Genomic DNA, 24,922 nt, shown 5'->3' on the forward strand with positions numbered 1-24,922 from the left:
CATGAGCGGTGATGCCAAGCGCCTGAATGGCCTGCCCGAAGCGGTAGGCGCCTATACGATCTGGGGCTTCATGCCGCTGTTCTTCAAGCAGCTGCAGGGCATTTCCCCGGTCGAAATCGTCGCGCACCGGGTGATGTGGTCGGTGCTGCTGGTGCTGGCGATCCTCTGGGCACGCAAGTCGCTGCACGAATTCCGCACCGCGATCGCCGATCCGCGCACCCGGCGGTTCATGATCGCCAGCACCACGCTGATCGCAGCCAACTGGCTGATCTATATCTGGGCGATCACCAACCAGCACATCCTCGCGGGAAGCCTGGGCTATTACATCAATCCGCTGATCAACGTGGCGCTTGGCGTCCTGTTCTTCGGCGAGCGCATGAACCGCACGCAGATGATCGCGATCACGCTGGCGGCAGCGGGCGTGCTGGTGCTGGCAAGCGAGTCGCTGGCGTCGATCTGGATCAGCCTGTCGCTGGCTGGCTCGTTCGGCCTGTATGGCATGGTCCGCAAGATGGCGCCGGTCGGTTCCCTGCCCGGCCTGGCCTGCGAAACGGTGCTGCTGCTGCCCTTCGCGATCGGCTATGCGCTCTGGGCGCACCTGTACGACCCGACGCCGGGCTTCGGCTATTCCACCTATACCGATGCGTTCCTGATCGCCGGCGGCGCGATCACCACCGCGCCCTTGCTGCTGTTCGCCAGCGCGGCGCGCAAGATGCCGCTTTCGACGCTCGGCTTCGTCCAGTTCATCGGCCCGACCATCCAGTTCATGCTCGGCGTCTTCGTCTATGACGAGCCGTTCACCCGCGCGCACGCGATCTGCTTTTCGCTGATCTGGAGCGCGGTGGTGGTCTTCTGTCTGGATGGCGTGCGCCGCTCGAGGGCCGCACGGCTGGCGCAACAGGCGGCGTGATGCCGCCTGGGCTGCTGGCGGTCAGGCCAGCGCCTTGTCGCGCACCTTGCGGATCACGTTGACGAAGGTTTCTGCTTCCTGCGCGCCGGGGACCAGATACTTGCCGTCGAAGATGATCGCGGGAACGCCACTGATGCCCTGTTCGATCCAGTGGTCGAGATGCGCGCGGACTTCAGCCTCGTTGTCGGGATCGTTGAGCACCGCGCGGCCTTCATCGGCATCGAGCCCGGTATCGGCGACGACCTGCAGCAGCACCTCCTCGTCGCTGACGTCGAGATTGCGCTGGAAATAGGCTGCGAACAGCGCCAGCTTCAGCCGCGTCTGTGCCGCGCTGCCATAGATGTCCCCCGCCCAGGTGAGCAGCTGGTGCGCCTTGAACGTGTTGTAGATACGCATGTCCGGGCCGTACTGGAACGCGAAACCCAGCCGGTCGCCGAGCTCGGTCAGCCGCTGGCGGTTGCCTGCGCTCTGCTGCGGCGTCGCGCCGTATTTGCGCGCGACATGCTCGGAAATCGCCTCGCCTTCGGGCACCATCTTCGGGTTGAGCTCGAACGGATGCCAGGTGATGTCTGCCTCGACATCGTCGCCCACCATCTCGAGCGCCTTTTCGAGCTGCTTGTAGCCGATGATGCACCACGGGCAGACCACGTCGGAGACGATATCGATCTTGAGCTTGTGGGAAGTCATCAGCGGTCTCCGAGTAATGCAGCCTGGCCCGACGGCGCGAAGTCTATCGCAATCCGCCGGGCCTGTCAGCAACAGTTGACACTCAGCGTGTCGGCACCGGGGTTTCGCCCGAATAGTCGTAGAAACCGCGCTTGGTCTTGCGGCCCAGCCAGCCGGCCTCGACATATTTGACCAGCAGCGGCGCCGGACGGAATTTGGGGTCGCCGGTGGTGCTGTGCAGCACCTGGGTGATGCTGAGGCAGGTGTCGAGCCCGATGAAATCGGCCAGCGTCAGCGGCCCCATCGGGTGGTTGAGCCCGAGCTGCACCGCCGCGTCGATGTCCGGAATCGTCGCCACGCCCTCGCCCAGCGCGAAGCAGGCCTCGTTGAGCATCGGCAGCAGGATGCGGTTGACGATGAAGCCCGGCGCGTCATTGGCCTGGACCACGCGCTTGCCGATCCGCTCCGCATAGCCGCGCACCGCATCGACCGTCGCGTCGGAGGTGGCAAGGCCGCGGATAAGCTCGATCAGCCCCATCACCGGCACGGGGTTGAAGAAATGCACGCCGACGAAGCGTGACGCATCGGGGCTGGCGGCGGCCATGCGCGTGATCGGGATCGAGGAGGTGTTGCTCGCAAGGATCGCGTCTGCGCCAAGCACCTTTCCGACAGCCTCGAAGATCGCACGCTTGATGTCCTCGCGCTCGGTCGCCGCCTCGATGATGAGGCCCGCTTCGGCCATCGGGGCATAATCGCCCACCGGCTGGATGCGGCCCAGCACCGCTTCGGCCTCGCTCGCCTCCATCTTGCCCTTGTCGACCGCGCGCGCCAGCTGCTTGCCGATCCCCGCCTTGCCCTTTTCCGCCAGCTCGACCGAGACGTCGGAGAGGAACACGTGGATGCCGGCCTGCGCGCTGACCTGCGCGATGCCTGCGCCCATCTGGCCTGCGCCGATGACTGCCATTTTATCCATGATGCACCTCTTTCTGCTGCTGCCGGAATCGGATAGGGCCGGCGCATAACCCAAGACCCCGAGTCTGGCTAGGAGCGAAAATCCACGATGTTCAGCCCGTTTCTGCTGCTCGCTGCCGCCGCCGCATCCCCGACAGGCCCGGTTCCGGGCGAGGTCAGGATCTTCAAGGACTGGTATGTCGCCTGCGACAATATCTGGTCGTGCGAGGCGGGAACGCTGTCGGATGACAGCAGCGAGCTGTTCACCGCGCAGGTCGTGCGCATCCGCCGCGAGGGAGGGCCCGATGCGCGCTTCCGCATCGTGCTGCGCCCGCAGGAAGAGCAGGCCAAGGGCGCAGCCACGCTGGTGATCGATGGCGCGGCGCCGCTCACCGGCGAGCCGGACAGCGAGGGCGATACCTGGCTCGACGAGACACGATCGATGGCCACCGCGCGCGCGCTCGCCAATGGCAAGTCGGCCAGCGTGAAGCTTTCGGATGAAAGTGCGATCCCGATCTCGCTCGCCGGATCATCGGCGGCCTTGCGCTATATCGATGCCATCCAGCAGCGCGCGGGAACCTCGGGCGCGATCGTCGCCACTGGTCCGAAGCCCGATACTGCCCTGCCCCCCGCTGCGCCCGAGCTGATCGCCCGCGCCGCCACCAAGCTGATCGCGCTGCCCGATCTCAAGCGCTATCCGGAGGTCATCGCCGAGACGGGATGCGAATATCGCATGGAAGGTGCCGAGGACACGGTCGAGCCACTGGGACAGCGCGGCGGCAGGGACATGGCGCTGGTGCTGATCGCATGCGATTCGGGGGCGTATAATTTCGGATCTGCGGTGATGATCGCCGAGCGTCCGATGGAGGACCCCAATGCCGACTGGACCTTCACCAGGGCAAGGTTCGACAGCGAGACCGGCTGGGGCGAGAATGCGGACGTTGCCCAGGTGGTCAATGCCAGCTTCGAACCGGCCACCGGCCGCCTGGCCGAGTTCGCCAAGGGGCGCGGCCTCGGCGATTGCGGCACCGCCAGTCAATATGTCTGGGATGGCGAGCAGTTCCGCCTGGCCGAGCGCCATGTGATGGACGACTGCCGCGGCGCGTGGGACTGGCCGCGCGTCTGGGTGACGGACGTATCGGTCGTCAGGTGATGGTCATAGCGCCCGCGTCATGCACAGGCTGAACGGGTCTTCGGTGTAATCGCCAAAGGGCGGACATTCGCTGAAACCGTGCTTGCGATAGAGCGCATGCGCCGCGTGAAAGGGCTCGGGCTTGCCGGTTTCCAGGCTCAGCCGCGCATAGCCCCGCGCCCGCGCCTCGGCCATCAGGTGCAGCAGCATCGCCTCGCCAAGGCCGCGTCGCAGGAATTTCGGATCGGTGCGCATCGACTTCAGTTCGCCATGGCTTGCGTCGATCTGCTTGAGCGCGCCGCACGCGGCGAGCTGGCCGTCGACGCGCAACGCGTAGAAGCTGACATCGGGCGCGCGCAGCCGCTCGACGGGAAAGGCATGGACCGAGCATATCGGCGAGTGCCGGACCATCTGATCGAGGTGATAGCGCAGCAACGCGACAATATCCGCACCGGTCAAATCGTCTTCGGCAATCGTGATCTGCGCTTGCATCGTCTTCCCCCGGATGGAACCTTTGCCCCTGCCCGGACATTGCGACGGTAGGGCGGATCAATCCACACAAAGTTTGCGTGGAAGGGCAAAGCCGCCTAATCGCGGCCCCCTGTTTCCCCGCCTCACCCGGAGCCTGCCCCCATGTCCGATGTTTTGTCCGAAACCACCGCCGATCATGGCTGGTCGCTGGTCATTCATGGCGGATCGGGCCAATTCGAACGCGGCCGTCTGAGCGCAGAAGCCGATGCGGGCGCGCGCGCCGGGCTCGATCGGGCGCTGGCGGCGGGATCGGAGATCCTGGCGCAGGGCGGCAGCGCACTGGACGCGGTCGAGGCGGCGATCGTCGTGCTGGAGGACGATCCGCATTTCAACGCCGGGCACGGATCGGTCTATACCTATGAGGGCAAGATCGAGCTCGATGCGGCGGTGATGAACGGGGCGAACCGCACCGCCGGCGCCATCGCCCGCGCGCACCATACGAAAAACCCGATCCTGCTTGCGCGCAAGGTGATGGAAGACAGCCCGCATGTGCTGCTCTCCGGCGAAGGGGCGGACCGCTTCTCGGCGGAAATGGGCCTTACCCAAGTCGACAACGCCTATTTCGGCACGCCCGAGCGCCTGCGCCAGCTAGAGGAATTGAAGGCCAACAGCACGGGCTGGTTCGATGTCGACATGAAATACGGCACGGTCGGCGCCGTCGCGCGCGACATCAACGGCCATGTCGCCGCAGGTACCTCGACCGGGGGGCTGACCGGCAAGCGCTATGGCCGCATCGGCGATTCGCCGCTGATCGGCGCAGGCACCTATGCCGATGACCGGTCGTGCGCGATCTCCGCCACCGGCGCGGGCGAATTCTTCATTCGCGTCGGCGTGGCGCACGAAATCTGCACGCGCATCCGCCTGAAGGCCGAGGCACGCGCCGAGTTTCTGGCGCAGGAGGCCGAGCGCAGCGGCGCACCGCTCGATGAACCAGCGCGCGGCAGGCTGCTCGCCACCGCGCTGTCATCCGAAGAGGTGCAGGAGATCGTCGATGCGGTGATGGCCGAGATGGTCGATCTGGGCGGCACCGGCGGGGTCATCTACCTCACTCCCTGGGGCCATCAGGGCTATGCTTTCCGCACGCCCGGCATGTATCGTGGCATGGCAACAAGTGCCGGGGCGAGCAGCGTAGCCGTCTACGGCGACGAATAAGCAACGATAACAGGCGAGGACGTTTGATGACTGGCATTTCCCCCCGCACCGGCGGGCGCATTCTTGTCGATCAGCTGGTGGCGCAGGGCTGTGACCGCATCTTCACCGTGCCGGGCGAGAGCTTCCTTGCGGTGCTTGATGCTCTGCACGATGTGCCCGAAATCGACACCGTGGTCTGCCGTCAGGAGGGCGGCGTCACCTTCATGGCCTGTGCCGATGGCGCGATGACCGGACGGCCGGGCGTCGCCTTCGTCACGCGCGGGCCGGGGGCTACCAATGCCAGCATCGGAGTGCATGTCGCCATGCAGGACAGCAAGCCGATGGTGCTGTTCATCGGCGATGTCGACCGGGGGATGAGGGACCGCGAAGGCTTTCAGGAGGTCGATTTCCAGGCGATGTTCGCGCCCTTGTGCAAATGGGCGGCGCGGATCGACGATGCGGCGCGCATACCCGAATATGTCGCGCGCGCCTTTTCGGTGGCGATCTCCGGACGGCCCGGCCCGGTGGTGCTGGCGCTGCCCGAGGATATGCTGAAAGATGTGGCGCAAGTCGCCGACCGCCCGCGTGTCACCCGCCCGGCGCAACCGGTCTGCCCCAATGGCTTTGCCGTGCTGATGGAGATGCTAGGCCAGGCGAAAGCCCCCATTGCGATCGTCGGCGGGGCGGACTGGTCCCCGTCGGCGCGCGCGAATTTCCGGATCTTTGCCGAGCGCATCGGCCTGCCGGTGGCCTGCGCCTTCCGCCAGCAGGACGCATTTGACAACGCCTCGCCGGTATGGGCGGGCAATCTGGGCTATGGCCCCAATCCCAGGCTGGTCGCGCGGGTCAAGGCGGCGGACCTGATCCTCGCGGTCGGCGCGCGGCTGGGCGAGGCGACCACCGATGGCTATACGCTGATCACGACCGAGCATCCCGGCCAGACGCTGGTGCATGTCCATCCCGACCCCAATGAGCTGGGCCGGGTCTATCGCACCGACCTGCCGCTCTGCGCCGACATGGACGAGTTTGCCGAAGCTGCCGCCCTATGGGATGAGGACGACGTGCATTTCGCTAGCGGCGCCGAGGCGCATGCCGAATGGCTCGCCTGGTCCGACCCGCAGCCGACCGGCGCTACGCTCGATCTCGGCCAGTGCGTCAAGGCGATGCGCGAGGCGATGCCTGCCGATACCGTCATCTGCAACGGTGCGGGCAATTTTTCGGGCTGGTGGCACCGCTACTGGCCTTATGGCGAAAAGCCGAGCCAGCTTGCGCCCACCGCCGGCGCAATGGGCTATGGCGTGCCCGCCGCCGTCGCCGCCGCGCTGCGCCTCAAGCACCGCAAGGTGGTAGCGCTGGCGGGAGATGGCGATTTCCTGATGAACGGGCAGGAACTGGCGACCGCGGTGCAATATGGTGCGGACCTGCTGGTGCTGGTGATCGACAATGGTGCGTACGGCACCATCCGCATGCACCAGGAGCGCGAATATCCGGCGCGGCTCTCTGCCACCACATTGCACAATCCCGATTTCGCGATGCTCGCGCGTGCCTATGGCGGCTGGGCGGCGACGGTCGAGCGGACGGAGGAATTCGCCCCCGCGCTCGCCGAGGCGCTGGCGCAGCCGGGGCTGAAGCTACTGCATCTGAAGACCGATATCGAGAATATCGCCGCGAGCGGGGCGACGGTGACGGGATTGCGGGAGCGCTGACCTCAACCGCTGCTGCCCCCTCTCCCAGCTCCGGCTAGGTTCGCTGCGCGCACCAAGCCTGCGCAACCCTCTTTCTCGGAGGGGAGAGGGCTAACACTGCGCGCCACTCAAACCTTCTCCCTTGATGGGAGAAAGATACGCAGCCTTGCTAAGCGCAGCGAAGCTAGGCGGAGTTGGATGAGGGTGATGTGCGCGAACGGTGGCGCATCTTCACCCTCACCCCGCTTCGACTAGGGCCATGCGGCCCAAGTCTTCGCAGCCCTTTCCCATCAAGGGAGAGGGATTGACCACCCGGCACACAAAAAAACCGGCGCTCCCTGTTAGCTCGGGAACGCCGGTTTTTTCAAATCAGCCAAAGTGGATCAGAAGATCACACCTTGTCGCCGAACGCGCCTTTCACGTCGCCGCTCAGCTTCTGGGTCTTGCCCTTGAGCTGCTGCGCTTCGCCTTCGGCTTCGAGTTCGGGGTTGTTGGTGGCGGCACCGATGCCTTCCTTGACCTTGCCGGCCAGATCGTTTGCGGTGCCTGCGGCCTTGTCCTTGAGTTCACCCATGATAATGCTCCTTCTTGCGGCAAGTCGGGGAGGCCTGCCTTCGGAGCATTTACGCAAGGCCTTACTCGGCGTTCCCGGCGAGCCGGAGAATCTCCTTCCATTCGTCGCAAGTTACGCCAGCGACCGACAGGCGCGACTGGCGCAGGATGGCCATATCGGCCAGTTTCGGATTCGCCTTGATCGCCTTGAGCGAAACCGGCCGCTTCAATGGATCGACCGGCTGCACCTTCACCGCGACCCAGCGCCCGGTCTCGTCCCTGGGATCGGGAAACGCCGCCGCGCTCACCCGCATGATGCCGACGACCTCCAGCCCGGTGCGCGAATGGTAGAACAGCGCCAGATCGCCCTCGCGCATCGCTTTCAGGTTGTTCGAGGCCTGCGCGTTGCGCACCCCGTCCCATACCCCCTCGCCGTCGCGCACGAGGTCGTGCCAGCCATATTCCTCGGGTTCGGACTTCATCAGCCAATATTGGGTCATGATTTTTCCCGTCTGAGCGCCTAAGTGAGCGCATCGCTCGAACTTCGAGACTCAGCTATTGCGGACGACCTCATGATACAACTGCCCATTCTCTCGCTCACCGACGAACCTGCCGCGCTCGCGCAGAAGCTCGGCGACAGTTTCTCCACCTATGGCTTTGCGATGATCAAGGATCATGGCCTCGATCCCGCTTTGGTGCGCCAGGGCTGGGACAAGACGGCCGAATTCTTCGCGCTGCCCACCGACGAGAAGCGCCGCTATTATGACGCTGAGGCCGGCGGCCAGCGCGGCTATACGCCGTTCGGCACCGAGATCGCCAAGGATGCCAAGGCGCACGATCTCAAGGAATTCTGGCATGTCGGGCGCGAGATCGACCCCGCAAGCCCGATCGCGCACACCATGCCCAGGAATGTCTGGCCCGAGCGCCCCGAGCATTTCCGCGAGACCTTCGAGCCGCTGTTCGCCGAGTTCGACCGGGTCGGCAATATCATCCTGTCGCGCATTGCGGTCTATCTGGGCCTGGATGCCGACTGGTTCGAACCGGCGGTGCACGAAGGCAATTCGATCCTGCGGCTGCTGCATTATCCGCCGATGGATGCCTCGCAGGGCGAAGAAGGCGCGATCCGCGCGGGCGCGCACGAGGATATCAACCTCATCACGTTGCTGCTGGGGGCCGAAGAAGGCGGTCTCGAGATTCTCGCCAGGGACGGATCGTGGATCGACATGCGCCCGCCCGAAGGCGCGCTGGTCGTCAATGTCGGCGACATGCTGCAACGGCTGACCAACCACGTCCTGCCCTCGACCACGCACCGCGTGCGCAACCCTGCGGGCGACCGCGCGCGCTACAGCCGCTATTCGATGCCCTTCTTCCTGCACCTGCGGTCGGATTTCCCGATCCGCACGCTCGAAGGCTGCATCAGCGCCGAGCGGCCCAACCGCTATCCCGATGCGATCCTGGCCGACGATTATCTGCACGAGCGGCTGGTCGAGATCGGTCTCGTGAAAGCCTGAGAGGCTCGATCGGCGGGGGCGTCAGTCCCCGCCGCACCCTCCGCAGCCGCTACTGCAGCCGCTGTCACCACCCGAATCGCTGCCGCCGGCCCCGTCATCCCAGCTGGCATCAGCCCCGCCACCGCCAAAATCGCCGCCAGCTGCAAAGGCTGCGCCGCCCGCCGCTGCGGTATTTCCTCCGGCAGACGACCAGCTATCGAAAGACCCGCCCGAACTGTCGCGGCTGCTGTCGTCCCGCCGACGCCGCCGCGCGACTGCCCTCGATCCTGCCCCCGATCCTGCCGACGCGCGCCGCCGAGCCAGCAGCATTCCGACGAGGATGAGGAGCGCGAATATCGCGACGATCAGCAAGGGGATGCCGTAATCCGACTGGAGAAACGCGTTCCAGCCCGACCCGGAAGCGATATCGGATGCAGGTCCGCTTGTCCTGGCAACCAGCGCGGTACAGGCCGCGAGCAATGCCGCACCGCCTGCCATGCCCGCGATCGACACCATCCTGCGCGGCAGCAGAAAATGCCGGCGGGTATCGACCCATTGATAGCGCGTCCCGAAACGCAGGTCGGAGGGCGGCCAGATATCGCATGGCGGTTCCTGCCCGAACGTCTCGCGGTAGCGCCGCAGCGTCTCGGCATAAAGTGCGCGGTACTTGCGCCCTTCGGATGCACCGCCCGCGGTCGGGCCATGGTGCAACGGCCGCCCGATGATCCGTGCGCACAATTCTTCCCAGTAATGCCGGGTATAGGTCAGGTGCAGATGCCAGGCCTGATCGACCTGATCGGAGGGGGTGACCTCGCCGCTGCCGGTTGCGGCGAGATAGAGGAAGCGGCGGTATTCGTGGAAAACCGCCTCGGCATGGCTGCGCGACCAGCCATTTTCGCGGGCCAGCCGCCGGGTGAAGCCGAGCGCCGCGCCCTCAGGCTCGATACGCATGGCAGCCAGCGCCTGCCAGATCGGGTCATCCACCATCACCGCCCTCCCGCCGTATGGTGAACGGGAAGCTATCGACTCATTTCCGACTCGGCAATCGCGAATGTAAAACGAGGCAACATCGCTTCCGTCGAAGGGATGCTGCCTCGTTCCGGGTCAGCGACGCACGCGGGCACGCGTCTCAAGATCGGTCAGCCGGCGATCGAGATAGGCGCGATCATCGGCGCTGGCGTTGAGCCGTGCATAGGCGGCCTCAAGCCGGGTCAGATCCTCATGCTCGACACGCAGCTGCGCCTGACCGCTGGCGGAAAGGCCGCTGGAAGGCAGCGCCCGGGCGATGGCATCCAGACGCGCACGCGGGGTCTGCACCGCGCTGCCGCCACCGGTCGAGGCCATGTCGCCGACGCGGGCATCGAGCGCCTCGAGCCGGGTATAGAGATCGTCGCGCTCCTGATCGGTGATGCGGCCATCGCGCAGATAGGTCGCCTCGGTGCGCACCAGCGCCGCGTAATCGGTCTTCAGCCGCGCGCCAGCCACGCGGGTGATGCGCCGTGCGGACACCGCAGCATCGACACGCTGGTTGAATTCGGTCTGCCCATCGGCCACCGAGATGCCGATGTCCGATTCATATTCGTCGCCATAGGCCCCGTCGGCGATCACCTGGGTCAGCCGCGCATAGCGCTCGGCCAGTTCCTCGCGCTCCTGCACGGTGAAGCGACGGTCGGCGCCGTAACGCGCCTCAAGCTGGACGAGATCATAATAGATCCTATGCAGGCCGGATCGGCTATGCCGTTGTTCCGTCAAACCCCACGGAGAACGCTAAATGGAGAACTCGTCGTCAGATTACTGCCCCAAGACTTCTGTCATTGTCAGCGTTGAGCTCAGCAAGCGCAACTGGCTTGTTGCTTCGCTCTCGCCAGGAGCCGCGAAGCCTTCGCTACGGACAATTCCTGCCGGGAACAGCGCGGCACTGATCAGTCACCTTCGCAATCTTGAGTGCAAGGCCGCTGATCGTATCGGTGAACCTGCCGCCATTCGCCTGTGCTTCGAGATTGGATATGATGGCTTCTGGCTCGCAAGGCTACTGCGGTCGAACGATATCGATACATATGTGCTGGATCCCGCCAGCTTCCTCGTGTCGCGGCGAGGCAGGCGCGCAAAAACCGACCGGATCGACGCCGAAGCAATGATCGGAATCCTCAAAGCCTATCTCGCTGGCGACAAAAGCGTGTGCCGTGTCGTGGACGTGCCCTCCCCCGAGGAGGAGGACGCGCGCAGAGTAATGCGGGAGCGCGGCGATCTCGTGCACGAGCGCACCCGAATTATCTCTCGGATCAGGGGGCTACTTGCATTACAGGGCATACGATCTGTCAAAGCCATCAAGGGCGGTGACTGGTCAAAACAGCTCGACGACATGCGCACCGGCGATGGGCGGCCTTTGCCACCAAACCTTCGTCGACAAATTGAGCGCTGTTTCGAACGGCTCGCGTTGCTCAACGATCAGATCAAGGACATCGAGCGGGACCGGGCTGAAGTTGTGCTCCATGAGGAGTCTACCTTCCCATGCCGAGAGAAAGCGGTTCGCCTTGAGCAGCTGAAGGGCATTGGTCCGAACAGCGCGGCAATGTTGGTTGCTGAGGTTTTTTGCCGAAAGTTCGAAAGCCGACGACACGTCGCGGCCTTCCTTGGGTTAGCTCCGGCGCCCTTCGCCAGCGGCGACGTGTCGCGTGATCAGGGCATCAGCAAAGCCGGTAACCGAAGCACACGTGTGCAGATGGTGGAACTTGCCTGGTGTTGGTTGAAATATCAGCCAAGTAGCGAACTGACCGTTTGGTATCGCAACCGGTTCAAAGGCAACGGCGCTCGCGCGGCAAAGGTGGGGATCGTTGCGCTCGCCCGAAAATTGTTGATCGCGCTTTGGCGCTTTGTGGAGACCGGTCTGGTCCCTCAAGGTGCCGAGCTCCGCGCCGCCTGATGCCTATGTTGCAACAGGCTCGATAAGGCGACGCGGATTGGTGTGATGCGTGACCGGGAAAGTTGATGGCGCCTGAAAACGCCCAGTAGTAGTTTGGTCCGCATCCGCCTTTGCTCGATCCGGGGATGTGAATACGGATTATGGTGCGCGGGAACGGCCGCGACCGGATACAAGTCTATGCACGGATAGTGCATCAGCTGACCTCGGAACGAATGAAGCCAATCCTTGAGCATTGCGTGTGGGGCCCCCAACGCGTCAACAGAAGGAACCGTTCAATGCGATCTTGACAAGGCCCGGATCATACAAGTCGCTCTTCAGCCGGTCGCCGGTGCGGCGGTCGATCTGGCCCGAACGCACATCGGCATCGACCCGCGCCTCGAACTGCCCGCGCTGGGTCGCGAGCGGGGTGCGCCCGAACGACCATTGCGCCTCGATCGACTGGGTCGATCCGGTACGGTCGCCGAACAGCGCGCCGAAGATCGAGTTCAGCCGCTCCTGCTGGCGCGAGCGCTGCTGGTCGGTGGTAGTAGTGTCGGCCTGAGCGAACGCGCTGGTGCCGGTCAGCATCAGGGCGGCAGCGGCGGTGGCGGTATAAAGGCTCTTCATGACGCAAATTCCTCGTTGAACGATGCGGGCAATACGTGCCGCTGCGACGAGGGTTGCGACGAGCCGAGGGGCGCGCCCGGTAAAATCAGGTCAACTGGCGAGGCTGGCCTTGAGACGGGTGATGACCTCATTCTGATTGGCAAGAAGCGCCAGAACGTGCTGCCGCGCCTGTTCGATCTGGTCGCTGCCGCCCGATTTCAGCTCGCCAGCCGCCTCTTTCTGCAATCGCGCGACATAGAGCTCCTCCAGATCGCCGAGGATCTGCGCCAGTTCGCGCCGGGGCGCATCGAGCGCGCTGATCCGGGTCTGCGCCACCGACCAGAGCTCGCTGCCCACGTCCTTGCCCCGCGCGGCGCCTGCCGCCTGCTGCGCGGCAGAGTGCGCCACGGCAAAGTCTGCCTCCGCCGTGTCCGCGCGCGCCAGCATCGCGGCCAGATCGCGGGCCAGCGCCGGATCGACCGCGGATTCCACCGGCGGCGGCGGCGCCTTGGCCTCGGCCTCGCGATCACGCAGCTCGACCGCGCGACGTTCTAGCGAGGGCAGTTCGGCCATGGGCTTGAGACACCCTCCCAGCAGCAGCGGGGCAGCGGACAGCACAAGGCGGGCGATATTTGCCGGGGTGACTTTCATGGCCCCAGGCTCTAGGACAGCACGCAATCGCGGGCAACCGGCTTGCGTCGCGGCGCAGCCTTGATGCGCATAACCGCCCAAAAAAGCCGCCGCGGCGGTTGACAGCACCGCCGCTTTCACCTAACGGGCATGGCTTTCCGGCGCGGGACATCCCGTCGCAGGGCAGTGGTTTTCACTCTGCCGATTCGGGTCTGGCAACAGGCAAGATGAAACAGGCGATCATCACAATTTGCGTGCCCGGAACCCGATTGAAGCAAACAGAAACGAGACAACCCATGTTCGCTATCGTGCGCACAGGCGGCAAGCAGTATCGCGTTGCAGCCGGAGACAAAATCGCAGTGGAAAAGCTGGCCGGCGAGGCTGGCGACGTCATTGCGCTGAACGACGTTCTGCTGGCCGGCGACGGCGGCGAGGTCAAGGATGTGGCCGGTGTGGTCGTCTCCGCCGAAATCATCGCCCAAGCCAAGGCTGAAAAGGTGGTGATCTTCAAGAAGAAGCGTCGCCACAACTATCGCCGCAAGCTCGGCCATCGTCAGCAGCACACGATCCTGCGCATCGTGGCCGTGGGCGAAGAAGCCAAGAAGGCTGCGCCGAAGAAGGCCGCCGCTGCCAAGACCGAAGCTCCGGTCGAAGCCGCTGCCGAAACCCCCGCTGCCGAGGCTGCACCCAAAAAGGCTCCGGCCAAGAAGGCTGCCACCAAGAAGGCCGCTGACACCGATTCGTCGGCTGACAACGCCTGATCGCGCGCGAACCCAAGGAGTTTTGAGAAATGGCACATAAGAAAGCAGGCGGTTCGTCGCGCAACGGTCGTGATTCCGCAGGTCGTCGTCTCGGCGTGAAGAAGTTCGGTGGCGAGCCCGTCATCGGCGGCAACATTATCATCCGCCAGCGCGGAACCAAGGTCTATGCCGGTGCCAATGTCGGCATGGGCAAGGACCATACGCTGTTTGCGCTCACCGAAGGCCGCGTGAAGTTCCACGAAGGTCGCCTTGGTCGCAAATACGTATCGGTCGTGGCCCCGGCCATGGCGGAAGCCGCCGAATAACGGACGATCGATGACGGGTCGTCCTTCAAGGGATGACCCCGGCCGGTGAAAACCCGGACCAGATGACAGGGAGATGGGGTCCGTCCCGTCTCCCTTTCTTTTTGTCTCCCTGTCACCGCACTGACTCCGGCCTGTCATCATAGGCTGGCATGGCGCGGGCAACACAGGAGAGACATAATGTTCGCAAGAACGCAAAGATTGTTGCTGCGGCCAGTCTGGCCCGAAGATGCAGAAGCGCTGTTCGCAGGCATCAACGACGCAGGCATCGTGTGCAATCTTGCCCGCGCGCCCTGGCCCTATAGCGCTGAACACGCACGCGAATTCGCCGCGCGCGCGCAGGACCCCTTCTATCCGCATTATCTGCTGACCCTGCCGGGCGATGCCGGGCAGACGCTGATCGGCAGCTGCGGTCTCGGGCAGACAGATGCGGGCGAGGCCGAGCTCGGCTACTGGATCGCACGCGACCATTGGGGCCAGGGCTATGCGACCGAGGCGGCGCGCGCGGTGATCGCCAATGCCTGGACACTCGGCCACCGCCGGATCGTCGCCAGCCACTATATCGACAACCCCGCGTCGGGCGCGGTGCTGCGGCGTCTGGGCTTCACCCCCACCGGCACCACCCGCCCCCGCTTCAGCCTGGGCCGTGGCTATGAGGCGATGGCGCAGGAATATGCGCTGGAGAGCGACATGGCGGAGGCAGAACGACCGCTCGCGGCGTGAGTGGTTGGGGGGTGAGGGATGAGCGGCGAGCGACGCTCCCCCAAGCCCCACTCCTGCCCCGTCACCCCCGCGAAAGCGGGGGTCCCGCTTTGCGGTATAGCTCGAGGAAATTGGCTCGCTGGCCCTAAGGCCGCTCAGTCTGCGCTTGCCAAAGGCAACGCGCCCTCTGCACCACCCCCGCTCAGCCTGAGCTTGTCGAAGGCCCCGCGAAACCGCTATTCTGGGCTATGGCCTTTTACGCGTATCTTTTGCGATGCAGCGACGGCAGTTATTATGCCGGGCATACTGACGACCTCGAATACCGGATGTCCCAGCACACCAGCGGTTCCTGCGGGGGCTATACCGCGAAAAGACGGCCTGTTGAACTGGTCTGGTCGGAGAACTTTCCCTCGCGCGAGGACGCGTTCGGGGTGGAGCGGCAGATCAAGGGCTGGTCGCGAGCGAAAAAACAGGCGCTGATTGCTGGAGATTGGGAACTGATCTCGCGGCTTTCGAGGGGGTTGCGCAATTCTGCTGATGATGGCGCGGGGCCTTCGACAAGCTCAGGCTGAGCGGAGGTGGGGTGACTTTGGGACTGCGGAAGACAAAACTTGCTGGTCAGCAAACGCCCCCCTTGCGGACGTCAGATCAGCAAGGACTTAGCGAGCGTCGTTTATAGTGCCGCAGAGTGCTGTCTTGGTAGGCTGCCACCAGTAAAGTAGGTCCGCTGTCGGTCAGTAGAACTCGATAGAATTGCGTGTCTCCTGACTTGATCTCAAACTCGCCTTTTTCGACTGAGGCGACCATAGGTATCTCAAAAACCATACCGACTTTGTGCTGTGTGTATCGAAGTGGGAGGACTGCGGGGCTTTCCCCGATCCGAACACCGTTCGACTGGACACTCAGGGAAGGTGCGTCAGGAGCAACATAGCAGCCCATGACAGGAGAAGGGTCGACTGCCTCCGGTTCGTTGAAGTCGGTGCATCCGGCTACCATCATTAGAAGCGGCAGAGCGGTGACGAGCTTAATCATACGCTGCACAGGGTAGCAGTTGGCGCACAACGGTCAACGGCAGTTTCCCGCCCAGTAGCAGCCAATACCACCAGCTGCACTGGGAGCCTAAGCCGGACGCTTACAGCCCTTCGCAAGCGCCCAACCGGCCTCAGCCCTCGCGAGCAGCGGGATTCCCGCTTTCGCGGGAATGACGATGAGTGGTGTGGCGGTGTGCTGACCAGCCTCAGCGGCGGGCGGCGATTTGGGTGCCGGCGGGCTTGGTGGTCACGGCGCGGGCGATGATGCATTCGCCGCCGGCCGAGCGGACCTGGGCGCACATCGCGCGGGCGCTCTTTTCGTCGGCAAAGCCGTTCGCGGTCAGGCGGTGCAGCGTGCGCGCGCCAACGGTGGTGGGCACGGCGACCTTGGAGAAAGCCGCGAGATCCTTGTGCTTGGCGCTGTAACCGGCCCAGGCGCGGTTGGCATTGGCCGCGCTCGAGAACACGCCGAGTTGCACCGCGAACGCGCCATTGCTGACCGGCGAGAAGCTCGCCTTCTGGAAGGTGGCGGGCGCAGGTGCGGCCTTGGCGGGCGCGGCCTTGGGAGCCGGAGCCCTGGGCGCGGCGGCAGCGGTGCGCACCGGCTCCTGCTCGACGATCATCTGCCGCTTGGCCGTCTGGTCGGCACGCAGCTTGCGCACCGCCTTGCGGCGATAGCTGGCGGGCAGCGGCTGGACGATCTCGCGCGCGGTCATCAGCGGAGCCACGATCGCGCCCGAAGCGGCCGGAGCCACGGCAGGCGCAGCTTCGGCATGGACCGGCGCGGGTGCAGATGCAGGTGCATCCTGAAGTTCGGAAGCCGGAACGGGCACGGATTCGACACCGGCCAGTTCCATCGGCGTATCTTCGACCGGCGGCAGTTCGATCGGTCCGGCAGCCGAGGCCAGAGCCTGCTGCCCGATCTGCGTCGCGGTTTCGCCCATCGAGGGCGTGGCCGACAGCGCCAGCATCACCGGCTGGCCGGGATCACCCGCGACGGGCGTCACGCCCAGCACCGAAGCAACGCGCTGCACATGGGCCTCGGGATGCGCGATGCGCGCCCATTCGGCAATGCGGCCTTCCGCGACCTTGGGGTCGAGATCCTGCCCCGCCATGATCTGCGCCTCGCGCCAGCGACCATCGAGCGCATAGGCAAAAGCGAGATTCTGCCGTACCTTGGCGGTGTTATCTCCAGACCGTATCAGCTGTGCGAGCACATCGACACCCGCCTTGCTGTCACCGGCGAGCGCGACGGCCAGACCGTAATCGCTGGCGGGAATGGTTTCGCGATATTGTTCGAGCAGCGCCTGCGCCGCATTGGGGCGTCCTTCGGCGACGTGCATCAACGCCAGGCTGATGATCGTTCGCGCGCTGGCATCGCCCAGCGCCAGCGCATCGTCGAGCGACTGGCGAGCAGAGGCAAAGCGGCCATTGGCGAGATAGGCCTGAGCCAGCGTCTTGCGCAGTTCGGCATTGCGCGGGTCGAGCGCGACCGCGGCTTCGGCCTTTTCCAGCGCCTTGTCGGCATTGCCCGAGGCAAGCGCCTTGCTGGCCGAGGACGAAAGGCTCTGCGGACGGCCGCCATCGCCATGCGCCGAGCAGCTGACCAGCACGCTGCCGACCAGGATGGTCGACGCCGCCAGCTTGAGCGCCAGCGCCCGGTTGATCTTGGTTCCGCTTGCCATAGCCTAAGTTCCCTCTTCGTCGGCCCCGACTTGCCTGCCTGCGCGTCAACGCGCAGCCGGTCGCGTCACACGACCTGCCAGTTCCTCTATTTCGGTCATTTTGGTTAACAATTCGTCAAGTGCGGCCGTTACAAGCTGCTGCGCGGACTGTCCGCTGACCGCGCTGGCCAGCCGCAACCGCAGGTGCCGCTCGCTGTCGAGCCGCAGCGTGAAGGCCGCGCGGCGCGCCGAGGACTGGACCGCAGCGGCGACCACTTCCTCCATCACCGCCTGCTTGCGCTTGCGCTGACGGACGGCGAGAACGGGGGCGGCTACAGGTTCGGCGACCGGTTCGGACACTGGGACTGGCTCGGGCGCGACCGGTTCGTGCGCGACCGGCTCGGGCTCCGTGACCGCTTCCGGCGCGGGTTCCGCGACTACAGCCGGTTCGGCAAGCCGCTCGGCGATCTCTGCCTGCTGCCGCACCACATCGGGCACGACAGGGACCGGTGGCAGCGCGCTTTCGGCCGCCGGCTGGGACGGCGCCGTGTCGGGGATCGCGCCTGCCAGCAGATTGCCATATTGCGGCGCGCGTTCCTCATGCGCCGGATCGACATCATAGCCCATGTCGTTCCAGCCCAGGTCTTCCTGCAGGCCATAGGGACTGGCAGGCATCGCTGCGCCGCCCATCGTGCCCAGGCCATCCATGCCCTGGCGCCGCATCGCGGGCCGGGCCGCCCCCTTGCGCGCAAGCAGACCGGAAGAAAGCGACGCCATTGGTTTGGGTTCCGCCATAAAGCTCATCCTTGCCCCCGCCGCTGCATCACGAACCCGCCACGCGGCGGCCGAAGCCACCCATCGGGCGGATGGCCCCCGGCGCGATGGGCGCGTTGGGCACGGCAAAGACGGTGCGGCGGAAGTTCTTTTCCAGCCGGTCGGAAATATAGGTCCACAAGGCGCGCACCTCTCCGGCAGACTTGCCATTGGGGTCGACCTCCATCACCGTGCGGCCATCGATCATCGAGGCGGCAAAGTCGGTGCGGTGGTGCAGCGTCGTCGGCGCGACTGTCCCATGCTGGGACAGGGCCACGGCCGCTTCTGAGGTGATCCGCGCCTTGGGCGTGGCGGCATTGACCACGAAGATCAGCGGCTTGCCCGCGCGCTCGCACAGGTCGACCGTCGCGCCGACCGCGCGCAGATCGTGCGGGCTGGGCCTGGTGGGCACCACGATCAGTTCGGCGACCGAGATCACCGACTGGATCGCCATGGTGATGGCGGGCGGCGTATCGATCACCGCGAGCTTGAAGCCCTGCTGGCGCAGGATCGCAAGATCGGCAGGCAGCCGCGCGACGGTGGTCTGGGCAAAGGCGGGATATTCGGGCTCGCGCTCGTTCCACCAGTCGGCGAGCGAGCCTTGCGGATCGATATCGATCAGCACCACCGGGCCATCGCCCGCCAGCTGCGCCTGGACGGCGAGATGACCCGAAAGGGTCGTCTTGCCCGATCCACCTTTTTGAGATGCCAAAGCGAGTACGCGCACTCCAAACCCCCTGTCCGGTCCATTCGGTTAAGGAGAAAATGCTGGTTGGCGGCTAATTTTGAGTTAACGCGGCAGGGACCATGGCTGTCCCAATGCCGGAGAATCGGGCTTTGCAGGCCCGATCAAGGCCCCTTGATGCAGGCGGCAACGCTTTGCTAACCTGTCGTTAGCTATAGCGATTTACGCACGCAAAGGTCGGCACGTCCGGCCTGCCGCGTCGATGCCGATGGTCAGGATCGGCACACGGTTTTACCATTTGCGTTGGAGCAAGACCCGCATGGCACGTTCGACAAAATTTTCTCGCCATTTTCATATGTTGGGCGCTGCAGCGCTGGCATTGGGCATGGCCAGCCCGGCTCTGGCCGATGTCAAGGCCGGGGTCGATGCCTGGGAGCGCGGCGATTTTGCCAAGGCCGTGGCCGAATGGCGCGATCCCGCTGCCAAGGGCGATGCCGATGCGCAGTTCAACCTTGGCCAGGCCTACAAGCTGGGTCGCGGCGTTCCGATGGATCTGAAACAGGCCGAAGCCTGGTACAAGAAGGCCGCCGATCGCGGCCATGTCCAGGCGGCGGACAATTACGGCCTGGTGCTGTTCCAGGACAATCGCCGCGACGAGGCGATCCCCTATATCCGTGCCTCCGCCGCCCGCGGCGAACCGCGCGCGCAATATGTGCTGGGTACCGCGATGTTCAACGGCGACATTGCCGAGAAGGACTGGGTGCGGGCCTATGCGCTGATGACCCGCGCCTCGGCCCAGGGCCTGCCCCAGGCCTCGCGCAGCCTGGCGACGATGGACAAGTATATCCCGCTCGCCGAACGGACCCAGGGGACGCAGCTCGCTGCCCAGCTCGAGCGCGAAGCCGTGGCCGAGCGTCAGAAGCTGGCCGGTGCCGCTGCCGGGATGACCCTGGCCGATACCGCGACGGGGGCGACCGCCACGCCGGGGCCTGCCGCTCCGGTCAAGCCGGTGGTCACCGCTGCTGCCAGGCCCGCGCCTGCGATTTCCCGTCCCGCCTCGGGCTCTGCCATCCAGACCACCGATCTGCCGCCGTCGAGCGCCAATGGAACGGTGATCCCCACCCTGCCCTCCGGTCCCAACAGCGTTGCAGCGAGCGCGGGCGTCGATTTCGCCACCATGGGTTCGCCCTCGGCCTCGGTCCCGGCGCCCAAGCCGGCGCCCGCCGCGCCCAAGCCCGTGACGCCGGCTCCGAAGCCTTCGACCCCGGTCGCTCCGCCTTTGGCAGCTGCTGCCAGCACCGCCCCCGCCACCGCCGTCACAGGCGACTGGCGCGTGCAGCTGGGTGCGTTCAGCGAGGAAGCGCGCGCACGCAGCCTGTGGAGCGAAATGGAGAAAAGAAACGCTGCGCTGTCAGGCCTGCAGCCCTATCTGGTCAAGGCTGGGGCGATCACCAAGCTGCAGGCAGGGCCGTTCGCGACCCAGGCCGACGCAAAAAAGGCGTGCGACAGCGTGACGCGCAGCGGCCAGGCCTGCTTCCCGGTCAGGAAATAAGGGCCGATCAGGAAATAAGGGCCGATCAGGAAATAAGGGCCGATCGGGAAACAAGGGCCCATCGGGAAATATAGGGGCATGTGGACGGGCGAGCCGCGGCTCGCCCGCTAGTCGCTGGCCATGGTCACTGGCGGTCGGCCGTCGCCCTGCGTGATCACCACGATCAGGTCGCCGGCGCGCAGGCTGGCACTTTCGTCGTCCCAGAAGCCATAGGGCTTGCCATCGCGATAGATGCGCACCCCGACACCATCCTTGATGTCCTTCAGCGGCACGCCGATTTCCTCGGTCCGCACCGGCCGCTCGATCAGCACCACCCGCCCGCTCGACGAGGCGAGATCGGCCAGATAGCTGCTGATATGCGGCCCGCTGCACGATCCGGCGAGCAGCAGCCCGGCAAAGCTGACCGGGTTGATGACGGTATTGGCTCCCGCCTGACGCGCGAGCAGTTCGTTGTCGCTGGCACGGATGACGACGCTGATCGGGACATCGGGCGCAAGGTGGCGGATGGTCAGCACGATCAGGATCGAGGTATCGTCGCGCCCCGCAGAAACGATTGCCGAGCACGCCCGGTCGATATGCACGTCCTTCAACGTCTCGTCACGCGTCGCATCGGCGTTCAGCACGTTGCAGCCCATGGCCTCGGCGCGGGCGAGCGATTCTTCCGACTGGTCGATCACCACGATGCACGAGGGATCGGTCCCGCGCGCCACGAGCTCGCGCACGGCCTCCGATCCGCTGGTGCCGAAGCCCAGCACGACGATATGCCCTGTCAGGCGCTGCTGGATCCTGCTCATCTGCCATTTTTCCCATGTGCGCTTGATGACGAAACTATAGGCGGTGCCGACAAAGATGAAGATCACCGCGACCCGGACCGGCGTGACCAGCACCGATTCGATCAGCCGTGACCGGTCGGACACCGGCGCGATATCGCCGAAACCGGTGGTGGTGACAGAGATCATCGTGAAATAGACGACATCCAGAAAGCTGATATGATTGTCGACATTGTCCTTGAGCCCGGCCCGGTCGAGCCAGTGGACCAGGATGACGAAGCCGATCAGGACAAAGGCAAGGCCCAGCCGCAAGGTGACATCGGCCCAGACCGGCAGCCGCGCCGCACGCTTGAGCAGCGCCCGCGGCTTGATTTCGGAATCCGCCATTCGGCCCGCCTCAGCCACGCGGCAGATATTGCAGCGGATCGACCGGCTTGCGGTCCTTGCGCAGTTCGAAATGCAGCTTGGGGGTCTCGGCAAAGCCGCTCTGGCCCGCCGCGCCCAGCACTTGCCCGGCCTTGACCGCCTGACCCCGCGTCACGTCGATCCGCTCGGCATGGCCATAGGCGCTGACCCAGCCGCCACCATGGCTGACCAGGATCAGCCCGCCATAAATGGCAACTTCGCTGCCGGCATAACTAACGACGCCATCAGCCGCCGCGCGGAACGGCTGGCCGCGCGTCGCGCCGATATCGATGCCGTTGCTGATCTGTCCCTTGCCGACCGGCCCGAACCGGGTGAGCAGCGATCCGCTCATGGGCCAGACGAACTTGCCGGAAAAGCCCTTGGGCACATCGACGGGAACGCTCGCCGCCACCGGCGCGCGCGCTGGCCTGGCGGCGGGGACGGAAGAGCCTTCGGCAATGGCCGGCTGGCTGCCCGTGACGACATCGTCGATATTGACCACCAGCGCGCCTATGCGGCTGGTCGGCGTGCCGGGCCTTGCGGCGGGCGCGGACGGCGCGGCGGTCGATGCTGCGGCAATCTGTGCCCCGACAGGCAGCTTCAGCTTCTGCCCGATGCGCAGGATATAGGGTTCCTCAAGGCCATTGAGCGTCACGATGTCGCTCCACGCGACGCGATAGGCATGCGCGATGGCAATGCCGGTCTCGCCCTGTGCCACGGTGTGATAGCGGCCGCCGGGAATGGTCAGCCGCTGGCCCGGTTGCAGCACATAAGGCGCAGCAAGCCCGTTGGCAGCGGCAATCGCCTCCGATCCTGCGCCGGTCCGGTTGCCGATGCCGCGCAGTGTATCGCCGGGCTGCACGATATAGGTCGTGCCGATCACGTCCGAAGCATTGGCGGCGACCGTGCGGCTCTCCCAGACGGGTGCATCGCTACCCGCCACGGGCGCGGCCACCGGTGCCGTCGCGGGCTGCCCCGCCTCGGTAATTTCCGGCTCCAGCCCCTGTGGCGTCACGCCCCCGGGAATGCAGCCTGCAACGCACAGGGTTGCCGCAATGGCCAGCCCCGCATCGATCCGTTTGTGTCCCCACACCATGGCACGACCTCTAGCATGGATTGCGGCTTTTGCCACACTCGGGCGCAGGATTTACAAGCCGGCCGTGCGTCAGTCTGCCGCGAAGGTGGCCGTCAGCGCGGCGATCGACTGATGATGCGTCAGGTCGAGGTGCAACGGCGTCACCGCGATATGGCCATCAGCGACCGCCTCCAGATCGGTGCTGTGCGCCGGGCTTTGCTCTGCCGCCCCAAGGCCGAACCAGTGATAGTCGAAGCCGCGCGGGTCGGTGTTGGTGACGATCTTGAGGCGCCCGTAATCGCGAAAGCCCTGGTTCACCACCTTGACGCCGCGGACCTGATCGGCGGCGATGGCCGGAAAGTTCACGTTGACCAGCGTCCGCGGCGGCATGGGCTGGCGGATGATCTTGCGGATGACCTGCTCGCCCCAGCGTGCTGCAGCATCGAACGAAACGTCGAGCCCCGCGCCCTCCTTGGCATAAACCTGGCTCAGCGCGATCGACGGTATGCCCGCCAGCGCGCCCTCCATCGCCGCCGATACCGTGCCGGAGTAGGTTACGTCCTCGCCCAGATTCGCCCCGCGATTGACGCCCGACAGGATCAGGTCGGGCGGCGTGTCCTTCATCAGCTTGGCCACCGCCATCATCACCGCATCGGTCGGCGTTCCTGTCACCGAATAATGCTGCGGCCCGTGCTGCTGCATCCGCAGCGGGCGGGTGATGGTGAGCGAATGGCCTGCGCCCGACTGCTCTTCGGATGGCGCGACGATCCAAACATCGTCGGACAGCGCACGGGCGATGTCCAGCAGAACAGCCAGGCCCGGCGCATGAACGCCATCGTCGTTGGTGAGCAGGATGCGCATGAGTATCTCCCGGAAGCTGAAAGTGACGAACCCCTAGCCCCTGGCCGGGCGCAGGGCCACCGCCCGATTCACACCGTTGCAACATATGCAAAAAATCGTGACCGGCGTTTCCGTTGCGACTCGACGTGTCCGCAGCAACGCGATAATGTTGATGGTGCAGCGCAAAAAAGAGGCATTCCCGGCCGGGCAACCAGCCGGGTTTCACGTCTAAAAAGCCGGGAAATTGCCGAAGAACAAGCGCCCAATCGCAGAGGGAGAATACCCAAGATGGATTCGCTGGTTTCAACCGAATGGCTCGCCAATGAAATGGGCGCCTCGGATCTCCGCATCGTCGATGCGACCAAGTTTCTGCCCGATCATGGCCGCAACGCGCTCGCCGAATATGAAGCCGGTCACATCCCCGGCGCGGTATTCATGGACCTCGAAGAGCTGGTCGACAGCAACGCTTCGGTCGAAAACACCCTTCCGCCAGCGGAAAAGTTCGCCAGCCGCATGCAGTCGCTCGGCCTGGGCGATGGCAGCCGCATCGTGCTTTACGATGACAGCCCGCTCAAGTCCTCCGCGCGCGCCTGGTTCATGCTGACCATGTTCGGTGCGCATGCCGTCGCCATTCTCGATGGCGGCATCGCCAAGTGGAAGGCCGAAGGCCGCCCGCTCAAGACCGGCAAGGAAACGCTGCGTCACCGCCATTTCACCGTGTGGGAAGACCGCAAGAACGTCCGCACCAAGGCAGACATGCTCGCGAACCTGCACAGCAAGGCCGAACAGGTGGTGGATGCGCGTCCCAATGCACGCTTCACCGGCGCAGAGGCCGATCCGCGCCCCGGCATCGCCTCGGGCCATATTCCCGGCTCGGTCAACCTGCCGCACAGCGCGCTGTTCAATGCCGACGGCACCTGGAAGACCGGCGACGACCTCACGGCCGCGTTCGAAGGCGCAGGGATCGACATTGCACAGCCGATGGTCACGACCTGCGGGTCGGGCATGACCGCCAGCGTCGTCGCCTTTGGCGCGCACCTGCTCGGCAAGACCGACGTGTCGCTTTATGACGGCAGCTGGGCCGAATGGGGCGCCGATGCCGACGCGCCCAAGGTAATGGGCTGATTATTCCCCCT

The 24,922-nt window shown here is 65.1% G+C and carries 27 protein-coding genes; 12 read left to right on the forward strand and 15 right to left on the reverse strand.

The window, feature by feature from the left end; all coding sequences use genetic code 11:
• Position 1 precedes the first annotated feature (1 nt).
• A complete protein-coding gene (gene rarD / locus C7451_RS06165) occupies positions 2 to 910 on the forward strand; it encodes an EamA family transporter RarD (RefSeq protein ID WP_110298097.1) in 909 nt (302 codons plus the stop codon).
• A gap of 21 nt (positions 911 to 931) precedes the next feature.
• Here the strand turns inward: rarD and C7451_RS06170 are convergent, their stop codons facing one another.
• Together C7451_RS06170 and C7451_RS06175 are read right to left on the reverse strand one after the other, a co-directional pair.
• Positions 932 to 1,597: a DsbA family oxidoreductase gene (locus C7451_RS06170; protein WP_167398442.1), complete on the reverse strand. Its 666-nt coding sequence runs from the start codon at positions 1,595 to 1,597 to the stop codon at positions 932 to 934.
• A gap of 82 nt (positions 1,598 to 1,679) precedes the next feature.
• Positions 1,680 to 2,549: a 3-hydroxyacyl-CoA dehydrogenase NAD-binding domain-containing protein gene (locus C7451_RS06175; RefSeq protein ID WP_110298098.1), complete on the reverse strand. Its 870-nt coding sequence runs from the start codon at positions 2,547 to 2,549 to the stop codon at positions 1,680 to 1,682.
• 87 nt (positions 2,550 to 2,636) lie between these two features.
• Between C7451_RS06175 and C7451_RS06180 the strand changes: the two genes are divergently transcribed.
• The gene (locus tag C7451_RS06180) at positions 2,637 to 3,680 is read left to right on the forward strand and encodes a DUF1176 domain-containing protein (protein ID WP_110298099.1); all 1,044 of its coding nucleotides are present in this window, start codon (positions 2,637 to 2,639) and stop codon (positions 3,678 to 3,680) included.
• Positions 3,681 to 3,683: 3 nt separating this feature from the next.
• On the opposite strand, the gene C7451_RS06185 is transcribed toward C7451_RS06180, so the two are convergent.
• Positions 3,684 to 4,151 carry a GNAT family N-acetyltransferase gene (locus tag C7451_RS06185; RefSeq protein WP_110298100.1) on the reverse strand — a complete coding sequence of 156 codons (468 nt, stop codon included), beginning with the start codon at positions 4,149 to 4,151 and terminating at the stop codon, positions 3,684 to 3,686.
• 141 nt (positions 4,152 to 4,292) lie between these two features.
• Here C7451_RS06185 and C7451_RS06190 point away from each other — a divergent pair, with 141 nt between their 5' ends.
• Positions 4,293 to 5,342, forward strand: a complete 1,050-nt coding sequence (locus C7451_RS06190; RefSeq protein ID WP_110298101.1) for an isoaspartyl peptidase/L-asparaginase family protein — start codon at positions 4,293 to 4,295, stop codon at positions 5,340 to 5,342.
• A 26-nt stretch (positions 5,343 to 5,368) separates the two neighbouring features.
• Complete coding sequence (locus tag C7451_RS06195) at positions 5,369 to 7,027, forward strand: thiamine pyrophosphate-binding protein (RefSeq protein ID WP_110298102.1); 1,659 nt, start codon at positions 5,369 to 5,371, stop codon at positions 7,025 to 7,027.
• A gap of 370 nt (positions 7,028 to 7,397) precedes the next feature.
• On the opposite strand, the gene C7451_RS06200 is transcribed toward C7451_RS06195, so the two are convergent.
• Together C7451_RS06200 and C7451_RS06205 are read right to left on the reverse strand one after the other, a co-directional pair.
• Positions 7,398 to 7,580, reverse strand: coding sequence for a CsbD family protein (locus C7451_RS06200; protein ID WP_110298103.1), 183 nt, complete (start codon positions 7,578 to 7,580; stop codon positions 7,398 to 7,400).
• A gap of 61 nt (positions 7,581 to 7,641) precedes the next feature.
• Positions 7,642 to 8,058, reverse strand: coding sequence for an EVE domain-containing protein (locus C7451_RS06205; RefSeq protein ID WP_244181662.1), 417 nt, complete (start codon positions 8,056 to 8,058; stop codon positions 7,642 to 7,644).
• 72 nt (positions 8,059 to 8,130) lie between these two features.
• Here C7451_RS06205 and C7451_RS06210 point away from each other — a divergent pair, with 72 nt between their 5' ends.
• Complete coding sequence (locus C7451_RS06210; RefSeq protein WP_110298104.1) at positions 8,131 to 9,069, forward strand: isopenicillin N synthase family dioxygenase; 939 nt, start codon at positions 8,131 to 8,133, stop codon at positions 9,067 to 9,069.
• Positions 9,070 to 9,090: 21 nt separating this feature from the next.
• Here C7451_RS06210 and C7451_RS06215 read toward each other — a convergent pair whose 3' ends face one another.
• Both C7451_RS06215 and C7451_RS06220 read right to left on the reverse strand, forming a co-directional pair.
• The gene (locus tag C7451_RS06215; protein ID WP_110298105.1) at positions 9,091 to 10,035 is read right to left on the reverse strand and encodes a glycine-rich domain-containing protein; all 945 of its coding nucleotides are present in this window, start codon (positions 10,033 to 10,035) and stop codon (positions 9,091 to 9,093) included.
• Positions 10,036 to 10,152: 117 nt separating this feature from the next.
• Positions 10,153 to 10,800 carry a hypothetical protein gene (locus C7451_RS06220; RefSeq protein WP_110298106.1) on the reverse strand — a complete coding sequence of 216 codons (648 nt, stop codon included), beginning with the start codon at positions 10,798 to 10,800 and terminating at the stop codon, positions 10,153 to 10,155.
• Positions 10,801 to 10,819: 19 nt separating this feature from the next.
• Here C7451_RS06220 and C7451_RS06225 point away from each other — a divergent pair, with 19 nt between their 5' ends.
• Positions 10,820 to 11,971 (forward strand): IS110 family RNA-guided transposase, encoded by a 1,152-nt coding sequence (locus C7451_RS06225; protein WP_066564845.1) that lies wholly within the window; start codon positions 10,820 to 10,822, stop codon positions 11,969 to 11,971.
• A gap of 255 nt (positions 11,972 to 12,226) precedes the next feature.
• Here C7451_RS06225 and C7451_RS06230 read toward each other — a convergent pair whose 3' ends face one another.
• Together C7451_RS06230 and C7451_RS06235 are read right to left on the reverse strand one after the other, a co-directional pair.
• Positions 12,227 to 12,577, reverse strand: coding sequence for a hypothetical protein (locus C7451_RS06230; RefSeq protein WP_110298107.1), 351 nt, complete (start codon positions 12,575 to 12,577; stop codon positions 12,227 to 12,229).
• A 90-nt stretch (positions 12,578 to 12,667) separates the two neighbouring features.
• Positions 12,668 to 13,207 (reverse strand): hypothetical protein, encoded by a 540-nt coding sequence (locus C7451_RS06235; RefSeq protein ID WP_110298108.1) that lies wholly within the window; start codon positions 13,205 to 13,207, stop codon positions 12,668 to 12,670.
• Positions 13,208 to 13,482: 275 nt separating this feature from the next.
• Between C7451_RS06235 and rplU the strand changes: the two genes are divergently transcribed.
• The 4 genes from rplU to C7451_RS06255 all read left to right on the forward strand — a co-directional run bounded on the left by rplU (position 13,483) and on the right by C7451_RS06255 (position 15,523).
• Positions 13,483 to 13,947 carry a 50S ribosomal protein L21 gene (gene rplU, locus C7451_RS06240; protein ID WP_060980085.1) on the forward strand — a complete coding sequence of 155 codons (465 nt, stop codon included), beginning with the start codon at positions 13,483 to 13,485 and terminating at the stop codon, positions 13,945 to 13,947.
• Between the two features lie 29 nt (positions 13,948 to 13,976).
• The gene (gene rpmA, locus C7451_RS06245) at positions 13,977 to 14,252 is read left to right on the forward strand and encodes a 50S ribosomal protein L27 (RefSeq protein ID WP_023839572.1); all 276 of its coding nucleotides are present in this window, start codon (positions 13,977 to 13,979) and stop codon (positions 14,250 to 14,252) included.
• A gap of 177 nt (positions 14,253 to 14,429) precedes the next feature.
• Positions 14,430 to 14,972, forward strand: coding sequence for a GNAT family N-acetyltransferase (locus tag C7451_RS06250; RefSeq protein ID WP_167398443.1), 543 nt, complete (start codon positions 14,430 to 14,432; stop codon positions 14,970 to 14,972).
• 227 nt (positions 14,973 to 15,199) lie between these two features.
• On the forward strand, positions 15,200 to 15,523 hold the full coding sequence (locus tag C7451_RS06255; protein WP_110298109.1) for a GIY-YIG nuclease family protein: 324 nt from the start codon (positions 15,200 to 15,202) through the stop codon (positions 15,521 to 15,523).
• A gap of 665 nt (positions 15,524 to 16,188) precedes the next feature.
• Here C7451_RS06255 and C7451_RS06260 read toward each other — a convergent pair.
• From C7451_RS06260 to C7451_RS06270, 3 genes are read right to left on the reverse strand one after another with little or no spacing between them, the layout of a single operon-like run.
• Positions 16,189 to 17,667 (reverse strand): SPOR domain-containing protein, encoded by a 1,479-nt coding sequence (locus tag C7451_RS06260; RefSeq protein ID WP_110298110.1) that lies wholly within the window; start codon positions 17,665 to 17,667, stop codon positions 16,189 to 16,191.
• 45 nt (positions 17,668 to 17,712) lie between these two features.
• Positions 17,713 to 18,441 carry a hypothetical protein gene (locus C7451_RS06265; protein WP_110298111.1) on the reverse strand — a complete coding sequence of 243 codons (729 nt, stop codon included), beginning with the start codon at positions 18,439 to 18,441 and terminating at the stop codon, positions 17,713 to 17,715.
• A gap of 28 nt (positions 18,442 to 18,469) precedes the next feature.
• The gene (locus tag C7451_RS06270; RefSeq protein ID WP_110298112.1) at positions 18,470 to 19,186 is read right to left on the reverse strand and encodes a ParA family protein; all 717 of its coding nucleotides are present in this window, start codon (positions 19,184 to 19,186) and stop codon (positions 18,470 to 18,472) included.
• A gap of 343 nt (positions 19,187 to 19,529) precedes the next feature.
• Here C7451_RS06270 and C7451_RS06275 point away from each other — a divergent pair, with 343 nt between their 5' ends.
• Positions 19,530 to 20,696 carry an SPOR domain-containing protein gene (locus C7451_RS06275; RefSeq protein WP_244181664.1) on the forward strand — a complete coding sequence of 389 codons (1,167 nt, stop codon included), beginning with the start codon at positions 19,530 to 19,532 and terminating at the stop codon, positions 20,694 to 20,696.
• A gap of 107 nt (positions 20,697 to 20,803) precedes the next feature.
• Here the strand turns inward: C7451_RS06275 and C7451_RS06280 are convergent, their stop codons facing one another.
• From C7451_RS06280 to surE, 3 genes are all read right to left on the reverse strand, one after another.
• Positions 20,804 to 21,853 (reverse strand): potassium channel family protein, encoded by a 1,050-nt coding sequence (locus C7451_RS06280; protein ID WP_110298113.1) that lies wholly within the window; start codon positions 21,851 to 21,853, stop codon positions 20,804 to 20,806.
• 10 nt (positions 21,854 to 21,863) lie between these two features.
• Positions 21,864 to 22,967 carry a peptidoglycan DD-metalloendopeptidase family protein gene (locus tag C7451_RS06285; RefSeq protein WP_110298114.1) on the reverse strand — a complete coding sequence of 368 codons (1,104 nt, stop codon included), beginning with the start codon at positions 22,965 to 22,967 and terminating at the stop codon, positions 21,864 to 21,866.
• A gap of 69 nt (positions 22,968 to 23,036) precedes the next feature.
• Positions 23,037 to 23,807 (reverse strand): 5'/3'-nucleotidase SurE, encoded by a 771-nt coding sequence (surE, locus tag C7451_RS06290; RefSeq protein ID WP_110298115.1) that lies wholly within the window; start codon positions 23,805 to 23,807, stop codon positions 23,037 to 23,039.
• 267 nt (positions 23,808 to 24,074) lie between these two features.
• On the opposite strand from surE, the gene sseA reads away from it, so the two are divergent.
• Entirely contained in the window at positions 24,075 to 24,911 is an 837-nt protein-coding gene (gene sseA / locus C7451_RS06295; protein WP_110298116.1) for a 3-mercaptopyruvate sulfurtransferase, read from the forward strand.
• Positions 24,912 to 24,922: the final 11 nt, after the last annotated feature.

It is taken from the genome of Blastomonas natatoria, from assembly GCF_003201955.1.
In the GTDB taxonomy this organism is placed as follows: Bacteria; Pseudomonadota; Alphaproteobacteria; order Sphingomonadales; family Sphingomonadaceae; genus Blastomonas; species Blastomonas natatoria.

What these genes read in the sequence shown, in the direction of transcription:
- rarD (WP_110298097.1), top strand. Translation starts at nt 2, where the DNA reads ATGAGCGGTGATGCCAAGCGCCTGAATGGCCTGCCCGAAGCGGTAGGC.
- C7451_RS06170 (WP_167398442.1), bottom strand. Translation starts at nt 1,597, where the DNA reads ATGACTTCCCACAAGCTCAAGATCGATATCGTCTCCGACGTGGTCTGC.
- C7451_RS06175 (WP_110298098.1), bottom strand. Translation starts at nt 2,549, where the DNA reads ATGGATAAAATGGCAGTCATCGGCGCAGGCCAGATGGGCGCAGGCATC.
- C7451_RS06180 (WP_110298099.1), top strand. Translation starts at nt 2,637, where the DNA reads ATGTTCAGCCCGTTTCTGCTGCTCGCTGCCGCCGCCGCATCCCCGACA.
- C7451_RS06185 (WP_110298100.1), bottom strand. Translation starts at nt 4,151, where the DNA reads ATGCAAGCGCAGATCACGATTGCCGAAGACGATTTGACCGGTGCGGAT.
- C7451_RS06190 (WP_110298101.1), top strand. Translation starts at nt 4,293, where the DNA reads ATGTCCGATGTTTTGTCCGAAACCACCGCCGATCATGGCTGGTCGCTG.
- C7451_RS06195 (WP_110298102.1), top strand. Translation starts at nt 5,369, where the DNA reads ATGACTGGCATTTCCCCCCGCACCGGCGGGCGCATTCTTGTCGATCAG.
- C7451_RS06200 (WP_110298103.1), bottom strand. Translation starts at nt 7,580, where the DNA reads ATGGGTGAACTCAAGGACAAGGCCGCAGGCACCGCAAACGATCTGGCC.
- C7451_RS06205 (WP_244181662.1), bottom strand. Translation starts at nt 8,058, where the DNA reads ATGACCCAATATTGGCTGATGAAGTCCGAACCCGAGGAATATGGCTGG.
- C7451_RS06210 (WP_110298104.1), top strand. Translation starts at nt 8,131, where the DNA reads ATGATACAACTGCCCATTCTCTCGCTCACCGACGAACCTGCCGCGCTC.
- C7451_RS06215 (WP_110298105.1), bottom strand. Translation starts at nt 10,035, where the DNA reads ATGGTGGATGACCCGATCTGGCAGGCGCTGGCTGCCATGCGTATCGAG.
- C7451_RS06225 (WP_066564845.1), top strand. Translation starts at nt 10,820, where the DNA reads ATGGAGAACTCGTCGTCAGATTACTGCCCCAAGACTTCTGTCATTGTC.
- C7451_RS06230 (WP_110298107.1), bottom strand. Translation starts at nt 12,577, where the DNA reads ATGAAGAGCCTTTATACCGCCACCGCCGCTGCCGCCCTGATGCTGACC.
- C7451_RS06235 (WP_110298108.1), bottom strand. Translation starts at nt 13,207, where the DNA reads ATGAAAGTCACCCCGGCAAATATCGCCCGCCTTGTGCTGTCCGCTGCC.
- rplU (WP_060980085.1), top strand. Translation starts at nt 13,483, where the DNA reads ATGTTCGCTATCGTGCGCACAGGCGGCAAGCAGTATCGCGTTGCAGCC.
- rpmA (WP_023839572.1), top strand. Translation starts at nt 13,977, where the DNA reads ATGGCACATAAGAAAGCAGGCGGTTCGTCGCGCAACGGTCGTGATTCC.
- C7451_RS06250 (WP_167398443.1), top strand. Translation starts at nt 14,430, where the DNA reads ATGTTCGCAAGAACGCAAAGATTGTTGCTGCGGCCAGTCTGGCCCGAA.
- C7451_RS06255 (WP_110298109.1), top strand. Translation starts at nt 15,200, where the DNA reads ATGGCCTTTTACGCGTATCTTTTGCGATGCAGCGACGGCAGTTATTAT.
- C7451_RS06260 (WP_110298110.1), bottom strand. Translation starts at nt 17,667, where the DNA reads ATGGCAAGCGGAACCAAGATCAACCGGGCGCTGGCGCTCAAGCTGGCG.
- C7451_RS06265 (WP_110298111.1), bottom strand. Translation starts at nt 18,441, where the DNA reads ATGGCGGAACCCAAACCAATGGCGTCGCTTTCTTCCGGTCTGCTTGCG.
- C7451_RS06275 (WP_244181664.1), top strand. Translation starts at nt 19,530, where the DNA reads ATGGCCAGCCCGGCTCTGGCCGATGTCAAGGCCGGGGTCGATGCCTGG.
- C7451_RS06280 (WP_110298113.1), bottom strand. Translation starts at nt 21,853, where the DNA reads ATGGCGGATTCCGAAATCAAGCCGCGGGCGCTGCTCAAGCGTGCGGCG.
- C7451_RS06285 (WP_110298114.1), bottom strand. Translation starts at nt 22,967, where the DNA reads ATGGTGTGGGGACACAAACGGATCGATGCGGGGCTGGCCATTGCGGCA.
- surE (WP_110298115.1), bottom strand. Translation starts at nt 23,807, where the DNA reads ATGCGCATCCTGCTCACCAACGACGATGGCGTTCATGCGCCGGGCCTG.
- sseA (WP_110298116.1), top strand. Translation starts at nt 24,075, where the DNA reads ATGGATTCGCTGGTTTCAACCGAATGGCTCGCCAATGAAATGGGCGCC.